General features: G+C 68.2%; 17 protein-coding genes, 4 pseudogenes and 1 riboswitch. Of the genes and pseudogenes, 4 read left to right on the plus strand and 17 right to left on the minus strand.

What is annotated here, in order from left to right:
* Positions 1-54: 54 nt before the first annotated feature.
* The 10 genes from ACQP09_RS12475 to ACQP09_RS12520 all read right to left on the minus strand — a co-directional run bounded on the left by ACQP09_RS12475 (position 55) and on the right by ACQP09_RS12520 (position 11,371).
* On the minus strand, positions 55-1,017 hold the full coding sequence (locus tag ACQP09_RS12475; RefSeq protein ID WP_433398429.1) for an exopolyphosphatase: 963 nt from the start codon (positions 1,015-1,017) through the stop codon (positions 55-57).
* The gene (locus ACQP09_RS12480) at positions 1,014-1,574 is read right to left on the minus strand and encodes a DUF501 domain-containing protein (RefSeq protein ID WP_433398431.1); all 561 of its coding nucleotides are present in this window, start codon (positions 1,572-1,574) and stop codon (positions 1,014-1,016) included. The genes ACQP09_RS12475 and ACQP09_RS12480 overlap by 4 nt, the downstream gene beginning before the upstream one ends.
* A 67-nt stretch (positions 1,575-1,641) precedes the next feature.
* Entirely contained in the window at positions 1,642-2,112 is a 471-nt protein-coding gene (locus tag ACQP09_RS12485; protein ID WP_433398433.1) for an FtsB family cell division protein, read from the minus strand.
* A gap of 264 nt (positions 2,113-2,376) precedes the next feature.
* Entirely contained in the window at positions 2,377-3,657 is a 1,281-nt protein-coding gene (gene eno / locus ACQP09_RS12490) for a phosphopyruvate hydratase (protein WP_356746380.1), read from the minus strand.
* Positions 3,658-3,992: 335 nt separating this feature from the next.
* On the minus strand, positions 3,993-4,700 hold the full coding sequence (locus ACQP09_RS12495) for a transglycosylase family protein (protein ID WP_433398435.1): 708 nt from the start codon (positions 4,698-4,700) through the stop codon (positions 3,993-3,995).
* Between the two features lie 5 nt (positions 4,701-4,705).
* Positions 4,706-4,893, minus strand: a riboswitch (cyclic di-AMP (ydaO/yuaA leader).
* Positions 4,894-5,184: 291 nt separating this feature from the next.
* Positions 5,185-6,285 (minus strand): transglycosylase family protein, encoded by a 1,101-nt coding sequence (locus ACQP09_RS12500; protein WP_433398437.1) that lies wholly within the window; start codon positions 6,283-6,285, stop codon positions 5,185-5,187.
* A gap of 207 nt (positions 6,286-6,492) precedes the next feature.
* Positions 6,493-7,785, minus strand: coding sequence for a cytochrome P450 family protein (locus tag ACQP09_RS12505; protein ID WP_433398439.1), 1,293 nt, complete (start codon positions 7,783-7,785; stop codon positions 6,493-6,495).
* Positions 7,782-9,641 (minus strand): tetratricopeptide repeat protein, encoded by a 1,860-nt coding sequence (locus tag ACQP09_RS12510; protein WP_433398441.1) that lies wholly within the window; start codon positions 9,639-9,641, stop codon positions 7,782-7,784. Before ACQP09_RS12510 ends, ACQP09_RS12505 begins: the two co-directional genes overlap by 4 nt.
* Positions 9,642-9,682: 41 nt before the next feature.
* Positions 9,683-10,666 (minus strand): nucleoside triphosphate pyrophosphohydrolase, encoded by a 984-nt coding sequence (locus tag ACQP09_RS12515; RefSeq protein ID WP_433398443.1) that lies wholly within the window; start codon positions 10,664-10,666, stop codon positions 9,683-9,685.
* 48 nt (positions 10,667-10,714) lie between these two features.
* Complete coding sequence (locus tag ACQP09_RS12520) at positions 10,715-11,371, minus strand: SurA N-terminal domain-containing protein (RefSeq protein WP_433398445.1); 657 nt, start codon at positions 11,369-11,371, stop codon at positions 10,715-10,717.
* A gap of 425 nt (positions 11,372-11,796) precedes the next feature.
* Between ACQP09_RS12520 and ACQP09_RS12525 the strand changes: the two are divergent.
* From ACQP09_RS12525 to ACQP09_RS12535, 3 genes and pseudogenes are all read left to right on the plus strand, one after another.
* Positions 11,797-12,205, plus strand: a pseudogene (locus tag ACQP09_RS12525) (transposase family protein); the annotation flags it as partial.
* Between the two features lie 150 nt (positions 12,206-12,355).
* Positions 12,356-12,610, plus strand: coding sequence for a hypothetical protein (locus ACQP09_RS12530; protein ID WP_433398447.1), 255 nt, complete (start codon positions 12,356-12,358; stop codon positions 12,608-12,610).
* A gap of 53 nt (positions 12,611-12,663) precedes the next feature.
* Positions 12,664-13,667, plus strand: a pseudogene (locus ACQP09_RS12535) (IS5 family transposase).
* 80 nt (positions 13,668-13,747) lie between these two features.
* On the opposite strand, the gene ACQP09_RS12540 reads toward ACQP09_RS12535, so the two are convergent.
* The 6 genes and pseudogenes from ACQP09_RS12540 to ACQP09_RS12565 all read right to left on the minus strand — a co-directional run bounded on the left by ACQP09_RS12540 (position 13,748) and on the right by ACQP09_RS12565 (position 16,803).
* A complete protein-coding gene (locus ACQP09_RS12540) occupies positions 13,748-14,119 on the minus strand; it encodes a hypothetical protein (protein WP_433398448.1) in 372 nt (123 codons plus the stop codon).
* Between the two features lie 65 nt (positions 14,120-14,184).
* Complete coding sequence (locus tag ACQP09_RS12545; RefSeq protein ID WP_433398450.1) at positions 14,185-14,628, minus strand: Hint domain-containing protein; 444 nt, start codon at positions 14,626-14,628, stop codon at positions 14,185-14,187.
* A 58-nt stretch (positions 14,629-14,686) separates the two neighbouring features.
* Positions 14,687-14,950: pseudogene (locus tag ACQP09_RS12550) on the minus strand (IS5/IS1182 family transposase); the annotation flags it as partial.
* Between the two features lie 198 nt (positions 14,951-15,148).
* Positions 15,149-15,565, minus strand: a complete 417-nt coding sequence (locus ACQP09_RS12555) for an Imm1 family immunity protein (RefSeq protein ID WP_433406571.1) — start codon at positions 15,563-15,565, stop codon at positions 15,149-15,151.
* Positions 15,566-15,856: 291 nt separating this feature from the next.
* Entirely contained in the window at positions 15,857-16,213 is a 357-nt protein-coding gene (locus ACQP09_RS12560; RefSeq protein ID WP_433406573.1) for a DddA-like double-stranded DNA deaminase toxin, read from the minus strand.
* 110 nt (positions 16,214-16,323) lie between these two features.
* Positions 16,324-16,803, minus strand: a complete 480-nt coding sequence (locus ACQP09_RS12565; protein WP_433398452.1) for a hypothetical protein — start codon at positions 16,801-16,803, stop codon at positions 16,324-16,326.
* A gap of 52 nt (positions 16,804-16,855) precedes the next feature.
* Between ACQP09_RS12565 and ACQP09_RS12570 the strand changes: the two are divergent.
* Positions 16,856-16,978, plus strand: a pseudogene (locus ACQP09_RS12570) (IS5/IS1182 family transposase); the annotation flags it as partial.
* Positions 16,979-17,141: 163 nt separating this feature from the next.
* Here ACQP09_RS12570 and ACQP09_RS12575 read toward each other — a convergent pair.
* Positions 17,142-17,399 carry a hypothetical protein gene (locus ACQP09_RS12575; RefSeq protein ID WP_433398454.1) on the minus strand — a complete coding sequence of 86 codons (258 nt, stop codon included), beginning with the start codon at positions 17,397-17,399 and terminating at the stop codon, positions 17,142-17,144.
* Positions 17,400-17,444: the final 45 nt, after the last annotated feature.

Consider the following 17,444-nt stretch of genomic DNA (forward strand, 5'->3'; position numbering starts at 1 on the left):
CCCCATCGGACGGTTACGCGGCGCTCCAGGCGATCCCGTCGGACATCGCCGGTGTCAGCCGCCGAGCGGTCCGTCTTCTGCCGCTGTGAACGCGATCCCGTCCAGAATGTCGTGCTCGCTGACGACGACCTCGTGCGCGCCCGTCCGCTCCATCACGGCGAGCAGCACCAGGGCGCCCGCGGCGATCACGTCGACGCGGCCCGGGTGCATCACGGGGATCGCGGCGCGTTCCTCGTGGGTGGACTGGAGGAGGTGTTCGGTGATCGCGCGGACCTGGCCGCGGGAGACCCGGGAGTGGTGGATGGCCTCCGAGTCGTACTCCGCCAGCTCCAGCGCGATCCCGGCGATCGTGGTGACCGTGCCCGCCAGGCCGACCAGCGTCGCCGCCTCGGTGAGCGCCACGGTCCCGGCGGCCACGTCCAGGGCGGCCTCGATGTCCGTACGGATCGCGGCGACCCGCTCGTGGGTGGGCGGGTCCACCACGGTGCCGTCCACGGTCAGGTGACGCTCGGTCATCCGTACGCAGCCGATGTCGACCGAGCGGGCCGCGTCGACGGCGTCCGAGCCGAGCACGAACTCGGTGGAGCCGCCGCCGATGTCGACGACCAGGTACGGCTTCGCCAGGTGGTCGCTGCCGGTCAGCTCCTTGGTGGCGCCGTCGAAGGAGAGCTGCGCCTCCTGGTCGCCGGTGACCACCTCGGGCTCGACGCCCAGGATGTCCCGGACGCCGGCCACGAAGTCGGCGCTGTTCTCGGCGTCGCGGGAGGCGGAGGTGGCGACGAAGCGGACGCGTTCGGCGCCCAGCTCCTCGATCACGGCGGCGTACTCCCGGCAGGCCGCGAAGGTCCGCTCCAGCGCCTCCGGAGCGAGTCGGCCGGTCCTGTCGACGCCCTGGCCCAGGCGGACGATCGTCATCCGCCGGTCCAGCTGCGTGAGCGAGCCGGTGGCGGGGTCCACGTCGGCGACGAGGAGCCGGATGGAGTTCGTACCGCAGTCGACGGCGGCGACCCGGGTCATGCGCCCTGCCCTTCGGAGCTCTCGGAGCCCTCGGAGCTCACGGCACACGGCGTGACGCACGCGCCCTTGGCCCACCACTCCGGCAGCATCGCGATGGCCTCGTCGCCCAGCGGGTTCACCCCGGGTCCGGCGGCCAGCGAGTGGCCGACCAGGACGTGCAGGCACTTCACCCGGTCCGGCATGCCACCGGCGCTCGGGAAGCCTTCCAGCACCTCGATGGCGTCGCGGCGGGTGATGTAGTCCTCGTGCGCGGCCCGGTAGGCGGCGGCCAGCTCCGGGTCGGTCTCCAGACGGGCCGTCATCTCCTTCATGACCCCGTTCGCCTCCAGCGTGCCGATCGCCGAGGCCGCCCGGGGGCAGGTCAGGTAGTACGTCGTCGGGAACGGCGTGCCGTCCTCCAGACGGGGCTGGGTCTCCACCACGTCCGGGTTGCCGCACGGGCAGCGGTGCGCGATGGCGCGCAGGCCGCGCGGCGGGCGGCCGAGCTGCTGCTCGAACGCGGCGATGTCCGCGTCGGTGGGCTTGGTGGACTCGGTCTGCGGAGGGGGCGTTTCCATGCCTGCCTTGGTTCTGCTCGGAAGCTCGTCGAAAGCTCGTAGGAGGAAAGAGGTGGTGGGAGGGGTGTCAGTCGCGGTCGGCGCTGTCGACGCCGTCCCAGACGTTCAAGTGCCAGGGGCGGTGGTTCGCGCCGGGTTCTCCGCGCCGGTCCTCCGCCGCGTCGGGGTCGGCCACGGTGTAGCCGGTCTCGCCGGGGAGGACGTAGTGGAGGTGCTGGCGGGCCAGCCGCATGATGTACGCGTCGTCCTGGAGCCGCGCCTTCTCGTCCCGCAGCTCCTCGGTGCGCGCCTTCGCCTCCTGCGAGAGCCGCTCCTGCTCGGCGATCTCGTCGCGCTGGGAGACGTACTGACGCATCGGATAGGCGAGCGCGACGATCAGCGAGCAGACCACCAGCGCCAGGAACGCGGCCCGGCCGGTGAGCCGGGAGCGGCGGGCCTGGCGGCGGTTCTGCGAGCGGTACACGCGGGCCGCGGTCTGCTCGCCGAGCAGCCGCAGCCTGGTCGCGGTGGAGAACCGGTCCCGGTCCTTCCCGGCCATGTCTCCCGCCTCCCAGAGCTTGTCGTCAAACTGCCGTCGTCGCCCGAAGGGCGGCCGGGCGGCGACTGGTGCGTGCGATCGCAAGGCGCCGAGATGGTCTCGTAGCGGAGCTACTTGGCCATTTCGGCAACGCCGCGAGCGTGCGTGCCAGACGCCGCCCGGCAGGCGGCAGTTTGACGACAAGCTCTGACGCACGTCCGTCCCCGCACACGGTACGGGACCGAGTGCGGGGACGGACGGAGGCCACCGCCCAAGGGCTGCGGGTCAGCCCTTGAAGCGCGGGAAGGCGGAGCGGCCGGCGTACACCGCGGCGTCGTCGAGGATCTCCTCGATGCGCAGCAGCTGGTTGTACTTGGCGACGCGGTCCGAGCGGGCCGGGGCGCCGGTCTTGATCTGGCCGCAGTTCACGGCGACGGCGAGGTCGGCGATGGTGACGTCCTCGGTCTCGCCGGAGCGGTGCGACATCATGCACTTGAAGCCGTTGCGCTGGGCCAGCTCGACGGCGTCCAGGGTCTCGGTCAGCGAACCGATCTGGTTGACCTTGACGAGCAGGGCGTTGGCGGAGCCCTCCTCGATGCCACGGGCCAGGCGCTCGGGGTTGGTGACGAAGAGGTCGTCGCCGACGATCTGGACCTTGGCGCCGATGCGGTCGGTGATGACCTTCCAGCCGGCCCAGTCGTCCTCGTACAGCGGGTCCTCGATGGAGACCAGCGGGTACGCGGAGACGAGCTCCTCGTAGTACTCGGTCATCTCGGCGGCCGAGCGGGACTTGCCCTCGAACTCGTAGACGCCGTCCTTGTAGAACTCGGACGCGGCGACGTCGAGCGCGAGCGCGATGTCGCGGCCCGGGACGTAACCGGCCTCCTTGATGGCCTCGACGATGAGGTCCAGGGCGGCGCGGTTGGACTCCAGGTTCGGGGCGAAGCCGCCCTCGTCGCCGAGGCCGGTGGACAGGCCCTTGGTCTTGAGGACCTTCTTCAGCGTGTGGTAGATCTCCGCGCCCCAGCGCAGGGCCTCGGAGAACGACTCCGCGCCGATCGGCGCGATCATGAACTCCTGGATGTCCACGTTGGAGTCGGCGTGCGAGCCGCCGTTCAGGATGTTCATCATCGGAACGGGCAGCAGGTGCGCGTTCGGGCCGCCGAGGTAGCGGAAGAGCGGCAGGTCGGACGCCTCGGAGGCGGCGTGCGCGACGGCGAGCGAGACACCGAGGATGGCGTTCGCGCCGAGCGAGGCCTTGTTCTCGGTGGCGTCCAGGTCGAACATCGCCTGGTCGATCAGGCGCTGCTCGGTGGCGTCGTACCCGACGAGCTCCGGCCCGATCTGCTCGATGACGGCGAGGACGGCCTTCTCGACGCCCTTGCCCAGGTAGCGGTTGGGGTCACCGTCGCGAAGCTCGATGGCCTCGAAGGCGCCGGTGGAGGCGCCGGACGGAACAGCAGCACGACCGGTGCTGCCGTCGTCGAGGCCGACCTCGACCTCGACCGTGGGGTTGCCCCGGGAGTCGAGGATTTCCCTGGCTACGACGACGTCGATGGACGGCACGAGGCATCTCCTTCTGGGATATGACGCTGGTTGTGCAGGGTCACTGTGGCCTTGCGACACGAGCCTAACCGGCCCGGCCGCGTCAGTCGGCCGACCGCCCGTCTCCTGGGACGAAAAAGGACCCAAGGGCCAGCATCACGGGACAAAACTCCAGAAATCTACTGGCTGGTAACAAGTGTTGGCGACAAGAGGTGAACGCATCACCTCACCCGCCGGCGCCCTTCACACGGAAGAACCCCGGCCCGGCGCGCACGGGGGGAGAGCGCGCCGGGCCGGGGAGCCGAGGGAGGGAGGGTGCCGCCGGACCCCCTCCCTCCGGGGAGGAGAGACGGCTGTTACTTCAGGTGGAGCTGCTGACCCGGGAAGATCAGGTCCGCTTCCTTGACGATGTCGTCGTTGAGCTTGAAGAGCTTGCTCCAGCCGCCCTTGACGCCCTCCTTGTCGGCGATCTTGCTCAGGGTGTCGCCGACCTTGACCTTGTACTCGCCGTCGCCCTTCTGGACCTTCTCGCCGGTCGGGGTGGTGACGGTCTTCTTGGAGCTCTCGGCCTTCGGGGCCTCGCGCTGCTCGCTGCGCGTGGTGGGCTGCTCGGCCTTGCGCTCGGGCTGCGCCTGCTCAGGCTTGCTCGCGGACTGGCCGGAACCGGTGTTCACGCCCGGGTCCACACCGTCGTTGGTGAGGCCGCCGGCGCCGGCGCAGGCCCAAGCGCCCGGGCCCTGCATGTCGAGGAGCTTCTCGGCGGTGGCGATCTGCTGGTCCTTGGAGGCCAGGTCGGCACGGGAGGCGTACTGCGTACCGCCGGCGGCGGCCCAGCTGGACTGCGAGAACTGCAGTCCGCCGTAGTAGCCGTTGCCGGTGTTGATGGACCAGTTGCCGCCGGACTCGCACTGGGCGACGGCGTCCCAGGTCTCGACGGAGGCGGCGGAAGCGTTGGTCGCACCCATCAGCGGGACGGCCACGGCGGCACCGGTGACACCCGCGAGGGTGGCGAGACGGACGGTCTTCGAGGGGCGGCGGTGCTTGCCCTTGCTGTTCAGCAGCATGGAACGGATCTCCTCACCGACGCCTACGAGGTGAGCTGTCGGGTTCGGGCTGATGAGTTGCCCGGTCGCGCGACCTTGCGCGCGACTTCACCCCAAGCCGTTCCCGTACGTCCCCGTCTTCGTCTTCGACGAGGCCGTCCGGACCCGGCGGCCTACCTGGGTCCCCCGCTCCTGCCTACGGCGCTTTACGCGTCTGTTCCCTTCGACCGACGGCAGGATTCGGCGTGACGGTCGACGGGGCCCGCGGTGCGAGCGGTTCCGACCGTAAACACAGGCAACCCCGACATTCAAAGATGGACATACCGACTCAATCGGCGCTTACTTGCCTGCCCTGACGGAGTGTTTCCGCAGGTCGGAGGCGATCTACGCCGAGCAGGCGGACGCAACACGCCAGTTGCAGCAAAGAGACCCATGTCTCACTTACGCATAAGTGGACATAGGCCTCTGAACTACCCGCGTTTTTGGGGTGTTTTCCCGAATTCGATCAGTTGGCGGCAGGCACCTCGGAGCCCTCCGGGACGTCCGCCTGACCGTCCTGCTCACCGGCCTGCTGACCGTCCTGCTCACCGGCCTGCTGACCGGTCTGCTGCCCCGCCTGCTCCAGCCCCAGGTCCAGGCTCTGTCCGGGCAGGATCAGGTCCGGGTCGGTGCCGAGGAGGTCCTTGTTGGCCTCGTACAGGCCGGTCCAGCCCTGCGGGAGTTCCTGCGCGTCGGCGATGGCCCAGAGGTTGTCGCCGGGCTGCACGGTGTAGCCGCCGCCGGTGACCGCGCCGCCGTCCCGCGCGTCACCCTCGCCGCGCGAGGCGTGCCGGCCGGACTCGCGCGGGCCGTCCTCCTGCCCCACCGTGCCGGCCTCCTCGGGGGCCGGCGCGCCTCGGTGCTTGCCGCCGGTGCGGTCGGCGTCCTTCGAGGCGTCGGGGGCGGAGGTGGCGGGCTGCGAGGCGTCAGGAGAGCCGGGCGTTCCGGTCTTTCCGGCGGCCGGAGGCGCGGAGGGCTCGGCCGAGGGGTCGAGCGTGTCGCCGCCACCCTTCCTCTCGCCCTTGCCGGTTGCATCCGTCGTGCCGGTGGAGTCCGTCTTGTCGGAATCCTCCGCTCCACCCTTTTCATCCGCTTCGTTCGCCGGGGCGGTCGTCGGGTCCGGAGTGGGAGTGGTGGGGCTCGTGGGGTCGACGGAGGGGACCGTACCGGGGTCGACGCCGGGCAGGCTGCCGTCCACCGCGAGGCCCGAGATCACCGCGCAGCTCGGCCACGCTTGCGGGCCCTTGTCCGCCAGGACCTTCTCGGCGACGGAGATCTGCTGCGAACGGCTGGCCAGGTCGGCCCGCTCCGCGAAGGCGTCGCCGCCGTACGCCGACCAGGTCTCCTGCGAGAACTGGAGCCCGCCGTAGTAGCCGTTGCCGAGGTCGGCACTCCACATGCCGCCGCTCTCGCACTCCGCGACCCGGTCCCAGGTGGTGGCGTCGGCCGCGTGTGCGCCTGCCGCGCCGAGGAGCGGAATGGCGATGGCCGATCCGGTCACACCTGCGGCGACGACGATGGCGGGTGCCTGACGAGGGCGGCGGTGTCTGCCGTTCGCGGAGCCCATGGAGTTTGCCTTCCGTGCGACTGACAAGCAGGAACTGAGAAGCGTGAAGCTGTTGCGCGCGTGCGTGAAGCTCTTACGCGCGTGCGTGAAGCTGATACGCAAGTGACGGACGGGCCAACGGTGAACGGTGGGCCGACGCGTCGAACCGTGAACCTAGCGGGACTCGAACGCATGTCACAAGTCGATGCAGCGCAGATCACGTGAAAGTCACAGAGGTGACAGCGTGTCACCTTCCTCAAGGCGCCGTCCCGGCTCGAACTCGACCGGCAGCGTGCGCAGTCCGCGCATGATGAGCCCGCCACGCCAGCGCAAATCGTCAGGTTCCCCCGCAAGTCGCAGGCCAGGAAGGCGTTTCAGCAGGGTCGCCACCGCGGCCTGGCCCTCCAGCCGGGCCAGCGGTGCTCCCAGGCAGTAGTGGATGCCGTGACCGTAACCGAGATGCTGATTGTCACTGCGTGAGAGGTCGAGCGCGTCCGGATCCGCGAACCGCTCCGGATCCCGGTCCGCCGCGGCCAGCACCACCAGCACCGGGTCCCCGGCCGCGATCTCCTGCCCGCCGAGCGTCAGCGCCTCGGTGGCGTACCGCCAGGTCGCGAGCTCGACCGGCCCGTCGAACCGGAGCAACTCCTCGATCCCGGTGGCCAGCAGCGCACTCTCCCCCGCCGCCAGCGACTCCTCGAGCCGGGCACGCTGTCCGGGATGGCGGAGCAGGGCGTACGTACCGTTCCCGATCAGGTTCACCGTCGTCTCGAACCCGGCGAAGAGCAGGATGAACGCCATCGCCGCGGCCTCGTTCTCGGTGAGGTGCTCGCCGTGGTCGCTGGCCCGGATGAGCCCGGAGATCAGGTCGTCACCGGGGTTCTCCCTCTTCCGGTGGATGAGTTCGGCGAGATAGCCGCGCATCTTCTTCACCGACCGGGCCACCCCGCCGCGCGGCCCGCCGCCGTGGCGGATCATCATGCCCGCCCAGTCCCGGAAGTCGTCCTGGTCCTCGCGCGGGACGCCGAGCAGGTCGCAGATGGCGTAGATGGGGAGCGGAAAGGCGAAGTCGTGGATGAGGTCCGCCTCTCCCTTCTCGACGAAGCCGTCGATGAGCCGATCCGTCAGCTCCTGCACGCGGGGCGCGAACTCCGCGACCCGGCGCGGGGTGAACGCCTTGGAGACGAGCCGGCGCAGCCGGGTGTGGTCCGGCGGATCGATGTTGAGCAGATGCGTCATCAGCTCCGCCTTGCGCTCCCCCGGGATCCCCGTCTTCCCCTTGGCGGCCGCGGACCCGGCGTGGTTCGCCGGATCCTTGGAGAGCCGCGCGTCGGCGAGCGCCTGCTTGGCATCCCCGTACCGCGTCACCAGCCACGCCTCGACCCCGCTGGGCAGCGCGGTCCGGTGCACGGGGCTGTGCTCGCGGAGCCAGGCGTAGGCGGGGTACGGGTCGGTGGCGAACTCCCAGGTGAAGAGTTCGGGCGCGTCAGGCGTGCGGGGGCAGGCGGGGGTGTCGGTCACTCCTTGACGGTATCGGGCGGCGTGTACGTCACGGCGTGGAGCCGGGGCAGCACCCGCGCCGCCAAGGGGTGGCCGGCCTCGGCCGCCCGGTTCATCCAGCTCTTGGCGCGGTCGATCAGCAGCATGCCCAGGGCGAACTGCGACCGTACGACGCCCGCCTCGGCGGCCTGTTCCAGGTACGGGATCGCCTCCGCCGTCGCGTCGCGCGCGACCATCAGCTCTCCCGCGGCGGCGGCCGCCTCGATGTGACCGGCGTCCGCCGCCGCGCGGCACCAGAACTCGGCGGTCTCCAGATCACCGAGGGCCACGTTGATGTCGCCGAGCACCGCCGCGGCCATCGGATCGCCCTTGGCCCGCTCCACCAGGTGCGCGTGAGCGCTCGACCGGACGGTCCAGCGCGCGCCCTCCGTCCCCACCGTTTCGAGCGCGAACATCCACAGGCCGAGCGGGACCGGCCAGCCGTCGGGCCGGTCGACCGCATCGGCGAGCAGCGCGCCGAAGACGCCCCAGGTGCCCTCCTTCTCCCCGGGAACCAGCAGCCCGCTCACCCCGTACCGCTGCTCGGCAGCCCAGGCCAGCCCGTCGTCGAACGACTCCGCCTCGGCTGCCGCGTACGCCTCCGGATGCAGCTTCTGCGCGCCGCGCAGCACACTGTCGGAGATCGCCGCGTGCGGGACTCCACAGCGGTGGAGGTCGGCCGCGGCGCGCACCAGCAGGTGGCCGCGCGGGTGGCGGGTCGGCCGGGCCGCCCGCCGCCACTCCTCGACGAGGTCGGAGCCGACGGCCAGGTACTCGGGCACCGTGTGCGCTCCGCGCCAGAGCCGGGCGCTCCGCAGTCGGGGCTCCTCGTCCAGCGCCTCAAGGCGTGCCCACTCGCTGTCGCTCCAGACCCGGTTCAGCTCGACCGGTCGCGTCCCGTCGAGCACCCGGGCGCGGTCCGCCGTCCCGAACCGGCGCGCGTCGTACGCCTCGTCCTCCATCGTGGCCAGCACCGGCACGCGCAGCCGTACGAGCTCCGCGAGGACCGCCGGGGTCAGCCCGTGCTCCCCGAGGTGGCCGCTCAGGTCGTCCAGCCACAGGACGCGGTCCGCCTCGCCCCGTCCTCGTACCACCGCCGGAAGCCCGCGCAGGTCCGTCCCGGGCGACGGCGCGAACACCCGGGTCGTACCGGGCAGGTTCGCCGCCAGGGCGGCCCACACCGTCCGGGTCTTGCCCGAGAGCGGCGCCCCGGTCACCACCACCAGACCGCCCTCCCGGGCCGCCTCGCGGACCCGGTCACCCAACTCGGCGTCGCAGTCCCGCTCCACGTACGGCGGCAGCGGCGCTTCGCCGGGCAGCCGCCGGGTGCGGTGCACGCCGAGGGTGACCGGGTCGGCCGTCTGCAGGTGCGGCCAGTCGGCGACCGGGGGCAGGGTGGAGTGCGGCGGCTGAGCGTAATAGGTGTGTACGCCGCCGGAGAAGGTGCCGGCCTGGACGACCGGGGCGTGGAAGGTGCCGTCCTGGACGGAGTTGGCCGTGGCGCGGGCGGCGGGACCGGGCGGAACGGGATCGGGTGTCCGGCCACCACCGACCGCGCGTGCCTGCTCGTCCTCGGCGAAGGCTTCGGCGATGGCTTGCAGCTCCTCGTACGCGGAAGGCGCCGTCCGCTTCACTTCGACCAGGAGCTCGTGTACGGCGCTCGGCGTGCCCGTGTCCTCACCACGGAGGCGGATCCCCCACAGGTTGTCGAACCGCACCTCCAGAAAGGTGTTCCGGGTGCCCCGCAGTGTCTCGGACATGAGCCGGTAAGCGCTCTGGTCGGGGCTCTCGATGATCCGCGCCACCGTCAGAGCCAGCGTCCTCAACTCGGCGTCCACGCCCGTCCCCCACCCCTCGTACGGCCCCTCAGGTCACCGTACTAACCCGCCCCGCCCTCCGCCGCCACGATCGCATCCCGGTAGACCCGGGCCGCCGCGCGCAAGGCGGCCTCCGGGTCGGTGCCGTTCGCCTCGGCGGTCACGGCCAGGGCGAGGAGTTCGTAGCCGATGGTGTCGCCGGTGGGCAGCGGGACGGTGAGTCCGGCCGTACGGACGCGGCTGCCGAGCTTCGCGGCGAGGGCCAGACCGGGTTGGCTGAGGGGGACTCCCTCCGTCACCGAGGTGCGCTGCTTCTCGATCGCCTTCGTGCGGAGCCAGTGCGCGTGGACGTCCTCCGGGGTCTCGGCGCTCTCGTCGCCGAAGACGTGCGGGTGGCGGTGGATCAGCTTCTCGACGAGGCCGCCCGCCACGTCGTCCACGTCGAAGGGCTCTTCGGGATCCTCCTGCGCGATGCGCGCGTGGAAGACGACCTGGAGGAGCACGTCTCCCAGCTCCTCGCGCAGCTCGTCCCGGTCGCCGTCCTCGATCGCCTCGACCAGTTCGTACGCCTCCTCGATGGCGTACTTCGCGAGGCCCTGGTGCGTACGCTGCGAGGTCCAGGGGCACTCGCGGCGGATGCGGTCCATGACCTGGATCAGGTCCAGGAGGCGGGCGCCGGGCAGGTCGTACGAGCCGGGGAGCAGCTCCAGGTCCGGCATGGCGACCCGGCCGGAGCCGCCGAGCCGGGCCAGGCCGTCGGTCAGGCGGCCGTCGCCCTCGCCGCCGACCAGGACCACGACCGTACGGCCGCCCGCGCAGGCGGCGACCAGCTCGTCGGCGGAGGGCGCCGCGTGCTCGACGCGGACGCCGGCCTCGCGGAGGTAGGGCAGCTGCGGGTGGTCCGGGTCTCCGCACAGGACCTGGTCGGCGGCGTGCAGCGTCTGCCAGGCCGGCCAGGAGAGCAGGCCGGGCGCGACCCGGTGGCTGGCGGTGAGCAGGACGATCCGGCCGGTTTCGCCGGCGTGGTCGGGGGCTTCAGCGTTCACACCGCCCGAACCTACCGCCCGGCCCGCCCTCGCGGTCAGGAGCCCCGGTCAGGCGCCCGCTTCCGGCTCCTGCGGGGCGAACTCGGTGACCTGGGTGATCCACGGCGCCTGGTAGTTGCCGAGCTGCATCTTCTGGTCGTCCCAGGCGCCGAAACGCGGGTTGACGCCGATGTCCAGCTGCTTCGACGCCTTGGTCAGCGCCTCGCCGACGACCTGCTGCCCTTCGGGGGTGCCGAGGTCCGCGCCGAGCGCCTTGGCGAGCTTCGGCAGCAGCACCTCCTGGCGCATGTCGCCGTCGATCTGGTCCGGGGCGACCCAGCGCTGCTGGAGCATCATCGCCTGCAGCTGCTCCTCGCCGCCCGCCTGCGCGCGGCTCGCGGTCCGGGCCTCCTGGATCTCCTTGCGGGTGACGGTGACCCCGGCGTCCTCGGCGGCCCGGTCCAGGATCCGGCCGAAGATCAGCCCGTGCAGCTTGGCCCGGTTGAGCTGGCCGGACTTGTTGACCAGCTGGGCCGCCTCGGGCGAGCTCTCCTGGGCGGCACGGACGTCCGCCGCCTGGGCCTGGACCGCCGAGACCTCGATCCGCTCGCCGCCCACGACGGCGGCGGCACCGGGGTGGGCCTCGTTGCCGCAGGCGGCCAGGAGTGGGGCCGCGAGGAGCGTAGCGGCGGAGACGGCGAGCGCGGTGCGACGACGGCGGTGCAAAGGAGCCTCCCGTGGAGAGTTTGTGCATCGGTGCACAAGCCTTGCGGTGATCGATGGTAGGCAGTGGATGTGATCGGTGCCACTGATTCGACCAACGATTCGGGAGGAGTTGGGGATGTGGGGCGACCGGCCTCTCGGGCTCAGCCGCCGCGGAGGTCGGCGGGGAGCGGAGGGTGCGGCCCGTAGGTGCGCTCCACGTCGTACAGCAGGGCTTGGAACTGGGCCCGGCCCGCCGTGTGGTCCCCGAACCGCCAGCAGGGGCTGCCCGATGCGGGCGACTGCGCCGTCGTTGAGGTGGAGGGCCTGCGTTACCGGGTTCGTCTCCCTCCCCGAGTGAGAACGACACTGGTCGATGACGCGGGCGGCCGGATGTCGCAGCGCCCGGTTCTTGCTCATGCAGCATGGGCCAGACCCGTGTTGGATCCCCGTACAACTCCGGGAAACACAAGCGCCACGGCATGAACGTGCAGGTTCTCACCGATCCCTCCGGACGGCTGCCGTGGGCGCCCCACGCCGTACCCGGATCCGTCCACGACCTCACCCGCCGCACGGACCCACGGGGTCATCCACGCGCTTGCCGCATCCGAGCTGAAGTGCTGGGCGGACAAGGCGTACCAGGGAGCCGGCCACACCGTACGCGTCCCGTTCCGAGGCCGTCGCCTCAAGCAGTGGCAGCGTCGGCACGACAGCATGCATGCCAAGATCCGCTGCCTCGGCGAGCAGGCCACGGCCACTCCGAAGGGTCGGCGCCTTCTGCGGAAGCTCCGCTGCAGCACCAACCGCATCCCCGCGATCGTCCAGGCCGTTCTTGGCCTTCACCTCGTGTCAGCGTGAGGTTGGAAAGGCTCACGGTCAGCTCAACTAGGGCCTGTATCTGGTCGTGATCAATCTGTGGGAGCACCCACGTCTCGTGGCGCGATCTGGTAGATCGTCTGTGCATGGCTTGGAGGGGGACACCCTCTGGAACGGACGGCGGGAACAGCAGTGGACGAGGCAACAGAAGACATTCGTAGGCTGGCGGCCGATGGTGCCGGTCTGCTTGCGATGATCGAGGCGCTCAGAGACAACGAGGGCTTCACTCTCACCCCGCTGCGTCTGCTGCTGGCCCTTGACAAGGCTTTCGGGATCCCGTGGACGGAAGCCTGGGACCTCCTCGTCCTCCTTGACCCGGACCTGCGTCCGATCGGCCCGGCCGGGGACGTGGAGAAGCGGTTCACGGCGCTGCTGCGGCGGTCGTGATGAATTGTGGGACTCGCCCACGTCCCGTGGCGTGATCTGGTAGATCGTTATGCATGACGCGGGTGCAACTGACGGACGAGGCATGGGAGTTCGTCGAGCCGTACCTGCCGATCGGCGCGTACGGCCCGTATCCCGAGCGGCTGCGACAGCAATTCGAGGGCGTGATCTGGCGCTTCAGGACAGGTGGGCAGTGGCGGGAGATGCCGACCGAGTTCGGTGCCTGGCCCACTGTCCACAACCGCTTTAGGCAGTGGCGGGACGCCGGCGTCTTCGAGGCCCTGCTGGAGGGTCTGATAGCGGAGGCTGCGAGGCGCGGTGAGGTGGACTTGTCGCTGGTCAGCGTGGATTCCACCATCGCCCGCGCCCATCACGACGCCGCCGGGATGCAGCTCGGCGAGGAGGTGCTCAGTGCCCTGGAGAAGGTCGCCGCCGAGGAGGGGAAGGCCCCGTCAAAGGGGGCGATGAGCAAGGACAAGACGGACGATCCGGCGGCAGCAATCCGGGGCGGCAAGAGCGACGCCACCGGCGAAGACGACACCGACTCCGACTGAAAGCGGCCCTGCTCGGGCGCTCGCGCGGCGGACAGACCAGCAAGGTCCACATCGCCGCCGACCGCAAGTGCCGCCCGCTCGCGCTCATCCTGACCGCCGGACAGGCCGCCGACAGCCCGCAGTTCATCCCCGTGCTGAAGAAGGTGCGCGTCCCCGGACCGGTCGGCCGCCCCCGCACCCGGCCGGACGCGGTCGCCGGTGACAAGGCGTACTCGTCCCGCGGCAACCGCGCCTACCTGCGACGACGCCAGATCAAGGCAGTCATCCCGGAGAAGAAGGACCAAGCCGCCCACCGAGTGAAGAAGGGCCGCAGAGGCGGTCGGCCCGTCGGTCATAACACCGCCCTCTACAAGGAGAGGAACACCGTCGAGCGCCTGATTAACAAGCTGAAAGCCTGGCGCGGCATCGCCACCCGCTACGACAAGACCCCGCAGAGCTACCTCGCCGGCCTGCACCTGCGCGCCTCCATGATCTGGATCAACGACCTCACGCGAATCAACCCTTGATCACGACCAGATACAGGCCCTAGGCACCTTGACCGCCAGGTTGAAAGACTTCGACGTACCGAGGCAAGAGCTGCGCCAATTCAGAGGTTGCCCATCAGAGCAGTCAGCTCGGCGTCAGTGGCCTCGGTCCTGAGCCGGACGTCGAAGTTGTAGCCCTCGTCGCAGAAGATCAGATCGAGGTCCGCCGGAGCGAGCCTGCGGAAAACGACCGCCAACCACGCAGCTTCTTCTTGCCAGGCGTCCAGGTACAGGCAGGTCCCATCCTGATGCAGATAAGCCTCGCCCGAGCCGTTCTCCGTCTCGAAGTACCAGCAGATGCTTCGTACCTCACTTCGGTGTGTCGAGTCGACCTCAACACCTGACCACCGAGCCCGGATCGCCGCAGTCAGCGCTTCCCGGTCGACTTGCCATCCGCCCGCCTCACCGTCAACAAGTACCAAGAACTGCGCCATGGCAGGTGTCTATCACCCGGCCCCGACACTCAGCCCGGCACCGTCAGACTGAGGTTGGAAAAGGCTCAGCTATGTACAAGAACCGGTGCAAGCCCCGCCAGCACATGGTACGTGTGCAGCCCCTCGACGCTCAGGTCGTACGTCGTCCACTCCGCCGTGTACGCGGTGACGTCGAGGATGCGGGCCGGCTCGCCCTTGCCGTCCTGGAGTTCCTGGCCGGGCTTGAGGTCGCCCGCCTGGGTCCAGGAGTTGCGGATGATCTCGTAGAACTGGTGGTGCTTGGTCGTCTCGATCGTCTTGGGACCGGCGTCCGTCTTCACGACGACATCGACGTAGTCCCGGTCGGTCTTGGTGACGATCACTTCCTTGACCTTGTGCTTCTCCTTCTCCTTCTTGCCCGGCTCCGCCGTCAGGACCATGTCCCCGGCCTTCACCTCGGAGATCGGCTTCACCGTGCCGTTCGCCATCAGGACACCGGTCAGACCGGTGAAGCTGTGCGGGGTCTTCACCCGGCAGCCGCCGCCTCCAGGGCGGGGCGAGGCCGGCTGGGAGTTCGCCTGGGGCTGCGGGTCCGCCTTCGGGCCGAAGCGGCTCGCCGCCGCGCCGCGGCATGAGCGGGGTGACGCCGCGGCGGTTGCCGCCGGCGGGAATCACGGCGAGCCGTGTGCCGTGTCCGTCGGTGATCAGATGGTGTTTCGATCCGGCTCGGCCACGGTCAACCGGACTCGGTCCCGTCCGGCTCCACCTTTATATGGCCCGCACATGACTGGAGTCCACCATCGCACGCGACCAGTCGAGACGGGCCGCCGCGTTCAGCTCGGCCAACAGGACCAATCCATCTCGTTCTCATTGTGTTAGCCGCTGTAACTATCCAGCAATTTGACAGCAAGGACGTTAATTACTGCCGTCAGGCGCTTCTGCTACCACACCAGCCACACCCGACCGAATCCTTAAATTGACTATCGCAACAAATGTCGTCTTACTGAACGGGATATCCCATCTTGCACGAAACGTAACCGAAAACCCTCATCAGTGCAATGGGTGCCGCGTACCCAAGTCTCTGCACCATGGATCCTCACAGTAAGAAGGTGTCACATCCGGCTGCCCACTCAGAGAGTGGTGCACGCCAAAGTCATCACGATCCCAACACACCGCCGTAGGCCTCTGACCGCTTCTTAGTTCGCAAAATTCCTCGACGGCCGCACGAATTTCAGATACTGGCAGCGTATTTCGGGGCTTAAAAAGCTTCCAATTGTGCAGGTCGGCAACAACATTTTGGTCCAACACCGGCGGTTCTGGATTCTTAGAGATCCACACACTCCTCGCAATCTCCGGATCCACTCGAATTGCAGAATCCTCGGGAACTTGCCACTTCAGTGCCCCATATTCTGTAAGCGGATTTATCGACAGCTGGAGATAGCTGTCAAAATACCGATCCGATTTCATCGGATCTCTATGCGGCGCCAATAGAACAAACTTTGCAAGAATGCCGACCTTTGGCTGTCCGACCGCATCCGCCCCTCGGTCGGGTCCGCCGTTTACCAACTCTCCGATAAGGCGTCTAAGAGCATCTCCCGATACCGCATGATATGTCGTACCGCCAGTGAAAATAGTCAGAATCACTGATACCCTCCAACGTTCGCAGATGAGGCGATGTGGAATGACTCAAACCAGACCGGCCCCGCCTGGAGGATTCTACACCCAGGCGGGGCCGGTCAGATATCACACCACTTGAGATTAACCGCCGCCCAGCATGGTTACGCCGTGCCAGCCCTCTTCGGTGCGCCACATGGACGTCAGACTGGACCCTTTCGGAAGAATTGCAGATACCCCAGTCATGCACGAATAGGGGCCAGAACAAACCCCGTCAGCATTATTTATCACGACTGTCGCCCTCTGAACGCCATTGCTTCTCATGGCCAAAGCGGCCTTGGTCTCTACATGAGAGGCGGCTGCGAACCCACCTGCAGCGTCGTGTGGCACGCCAGATTTTCTGAGCGCGTCCCTCACGTGCACGAATGACCCATTCTCGATCGTCTTGGGACCGGCGTCCGTCTTCACGACGACATCGACGTAGCCAGGCCGCAGAATCATCTTCAAGCAAGTAATCAGCCGACGCCCAGTGGCGCATCAGAGAGGTAAACACCCCCTCTACCTACGAGTACACAAGAGTGAGAGGGCTCACAAACCTTTTCACCGGAAGTTTACGACAAGATCAACTTACCCTTTTCGTCGCCCTCTGCCAGCCATTCATTTGATTCGTGAAAATCAATGAGCCGCTCAAGCGGATCTCTGGACTCTGGGGTCAGACTCGCAAACGTGTCGTTAAACGCACGAATTGATTCCTCTCCCAGGCGGACAACCAGAAGAAGGATATTCCCACTCCAGCACTCCGGAATTCCAACGAGAATTCTTGCCGATTCAGCAACCCCGGCCCCGAAAACCTCCCGAGGAAACCTCTGAAGGGCAGAGATTGAAGACTGATATGCCTCAAAGTCCTCCTCAACCCTAAACGATCGAATCAAGGCAACGACACCTGCGATTCCCTCGTCGCCAACAACATTGTCGGCCAGATGAACGTAGCGTTCCCAGAGCCGAGCCCCCTCTTCCGCTGTTTCTTCAGAATTCTCCTGCGGAAGGTCACCGCAGGTGAAGATATCGTCAGACCATGACAGGTTGTTCACGACATCCTTTCCCGCTCGTCAGGAGTTCTAAAGGCCTTGCGCCCACTTCATGCAAGCCATGGTCATCCTCAAGTCCTGGCGACTACTCCGCAAACTCCGGTGCTTCACCACCCGCGTCACCGCCCTCGTCCAAGCCGTCCTTGCCCTGCAACTGGCCAGCTCAGGCCAACGATAGAAAGGGTCACTTACGACCACGCCCGTCGCCGTCAACTACCGTCTCCAGAGCGGCCAGGAGCCCCGCGGAACCGTTGTTCCGCGGGGCTCCTGCTATCGAATACGGTCTACTCTCACACCTGGCATGGCTGATGAGAACCAGTCGAATCGTGTGATCCGTCCAACTAATCGGCGGAGAGTTCCGGCTCAGCCCATGCGGCAAAGCCGAGAGCATCCTTGTAAGACAAGTGCCCGGTTGAGTCATCAGCCAGGAGCCGACGCACGCGGGGGCTGTAGTGAATCCGGTACTTAATGCCTTCCACCATCACGGCACCTAGGTCTTCCGGGTCATCCGCCTTCCCGTCGGGAGGAAGCTCAACGACGTCCCACCCTGCCGATCGGGCCAGGTGAACCCACACCTCAAAGGCCCTGTTGGCATCCATGGAGCGGTAGCTTACCCCTCCAACCCGAGCGAAGATCTGGACAGG

The organism is Streptomyces sp. CA-146814, from assembly GCF_050942385.1.
Lineage (GTDB): Bacteria > Actinomycetota > Actinomycetes > Streptomycetales > Streptomycetaceae > Streptomyces.

Bases quoted from the DNA above. Each gene is read 5' to 3' on its own strand.
- ACQP09_RS12485 (WP_433398433.1), bottom strand. From the start codon at position 2,112: ATGGCCGGGAAGGACCGGGACCGGTTCTCCACCGCGACCAGGCTGCGG.
- ACQP09_RS12560 (WP_433406573.1), bottom strand. From the start codon at position 16,213: ATGATTCTGCGGCCTGGCTACGTCGATGTCGTCGTGAAGACGGACGCC.
- ACQP09_RS12480 (WP_433398431.1), bottom strand. From the start codon at position 1,574: ATGGAAACGCCCCCTCCGCAGACCGAGTCCACCAAGCCCACCGACGCG.
- ACQP09_RS12495 (WP_433398435.1), bottom strand. From the start codon at position 4,700: ATGCTGCTGAACAGCAAGGGCAAGCACCGCCGCCCCTCGAAGACCGTC.
- ACQP09_RS12575 (WP_433398454.1), bottom strand. From the start codon at position 17,399: ATGGATGCCAACAGGGCCTTTGAGGTGTGGGTTCACCTGGCCCGATCG.
- ACQP09_RS12555 (WP_433406571.1), bottom strand. From the start codon at position 15,565: ATGAAATCGGATCGGTATTTTGACAGCTATCTCCAGCTGTCGATAAAT.
- ACQP09_RS12500 (WP_433398437.1), bottom strand. From the start codon at position 6,285: ATGGGCTCCGCGAACGGCAGACACCGCCGCCCTCGTCAGGCACCCGCC.
- ACQP09_RS12540 (WP_433398448.1), bottom strand. From the start codon at position 14,119: ATGGCGCAGTTCTTGGTACTTGTTGACGGTGAGGCGGGCGGATGGCAA.
- ACQP09_RS12475 (WP_433398429.1), bottom strand. From the start codon at position 1,017: ATGACCCGGGTCGCCGCCGTCGACTGCGGTACGAACTCCATCCGGCTC.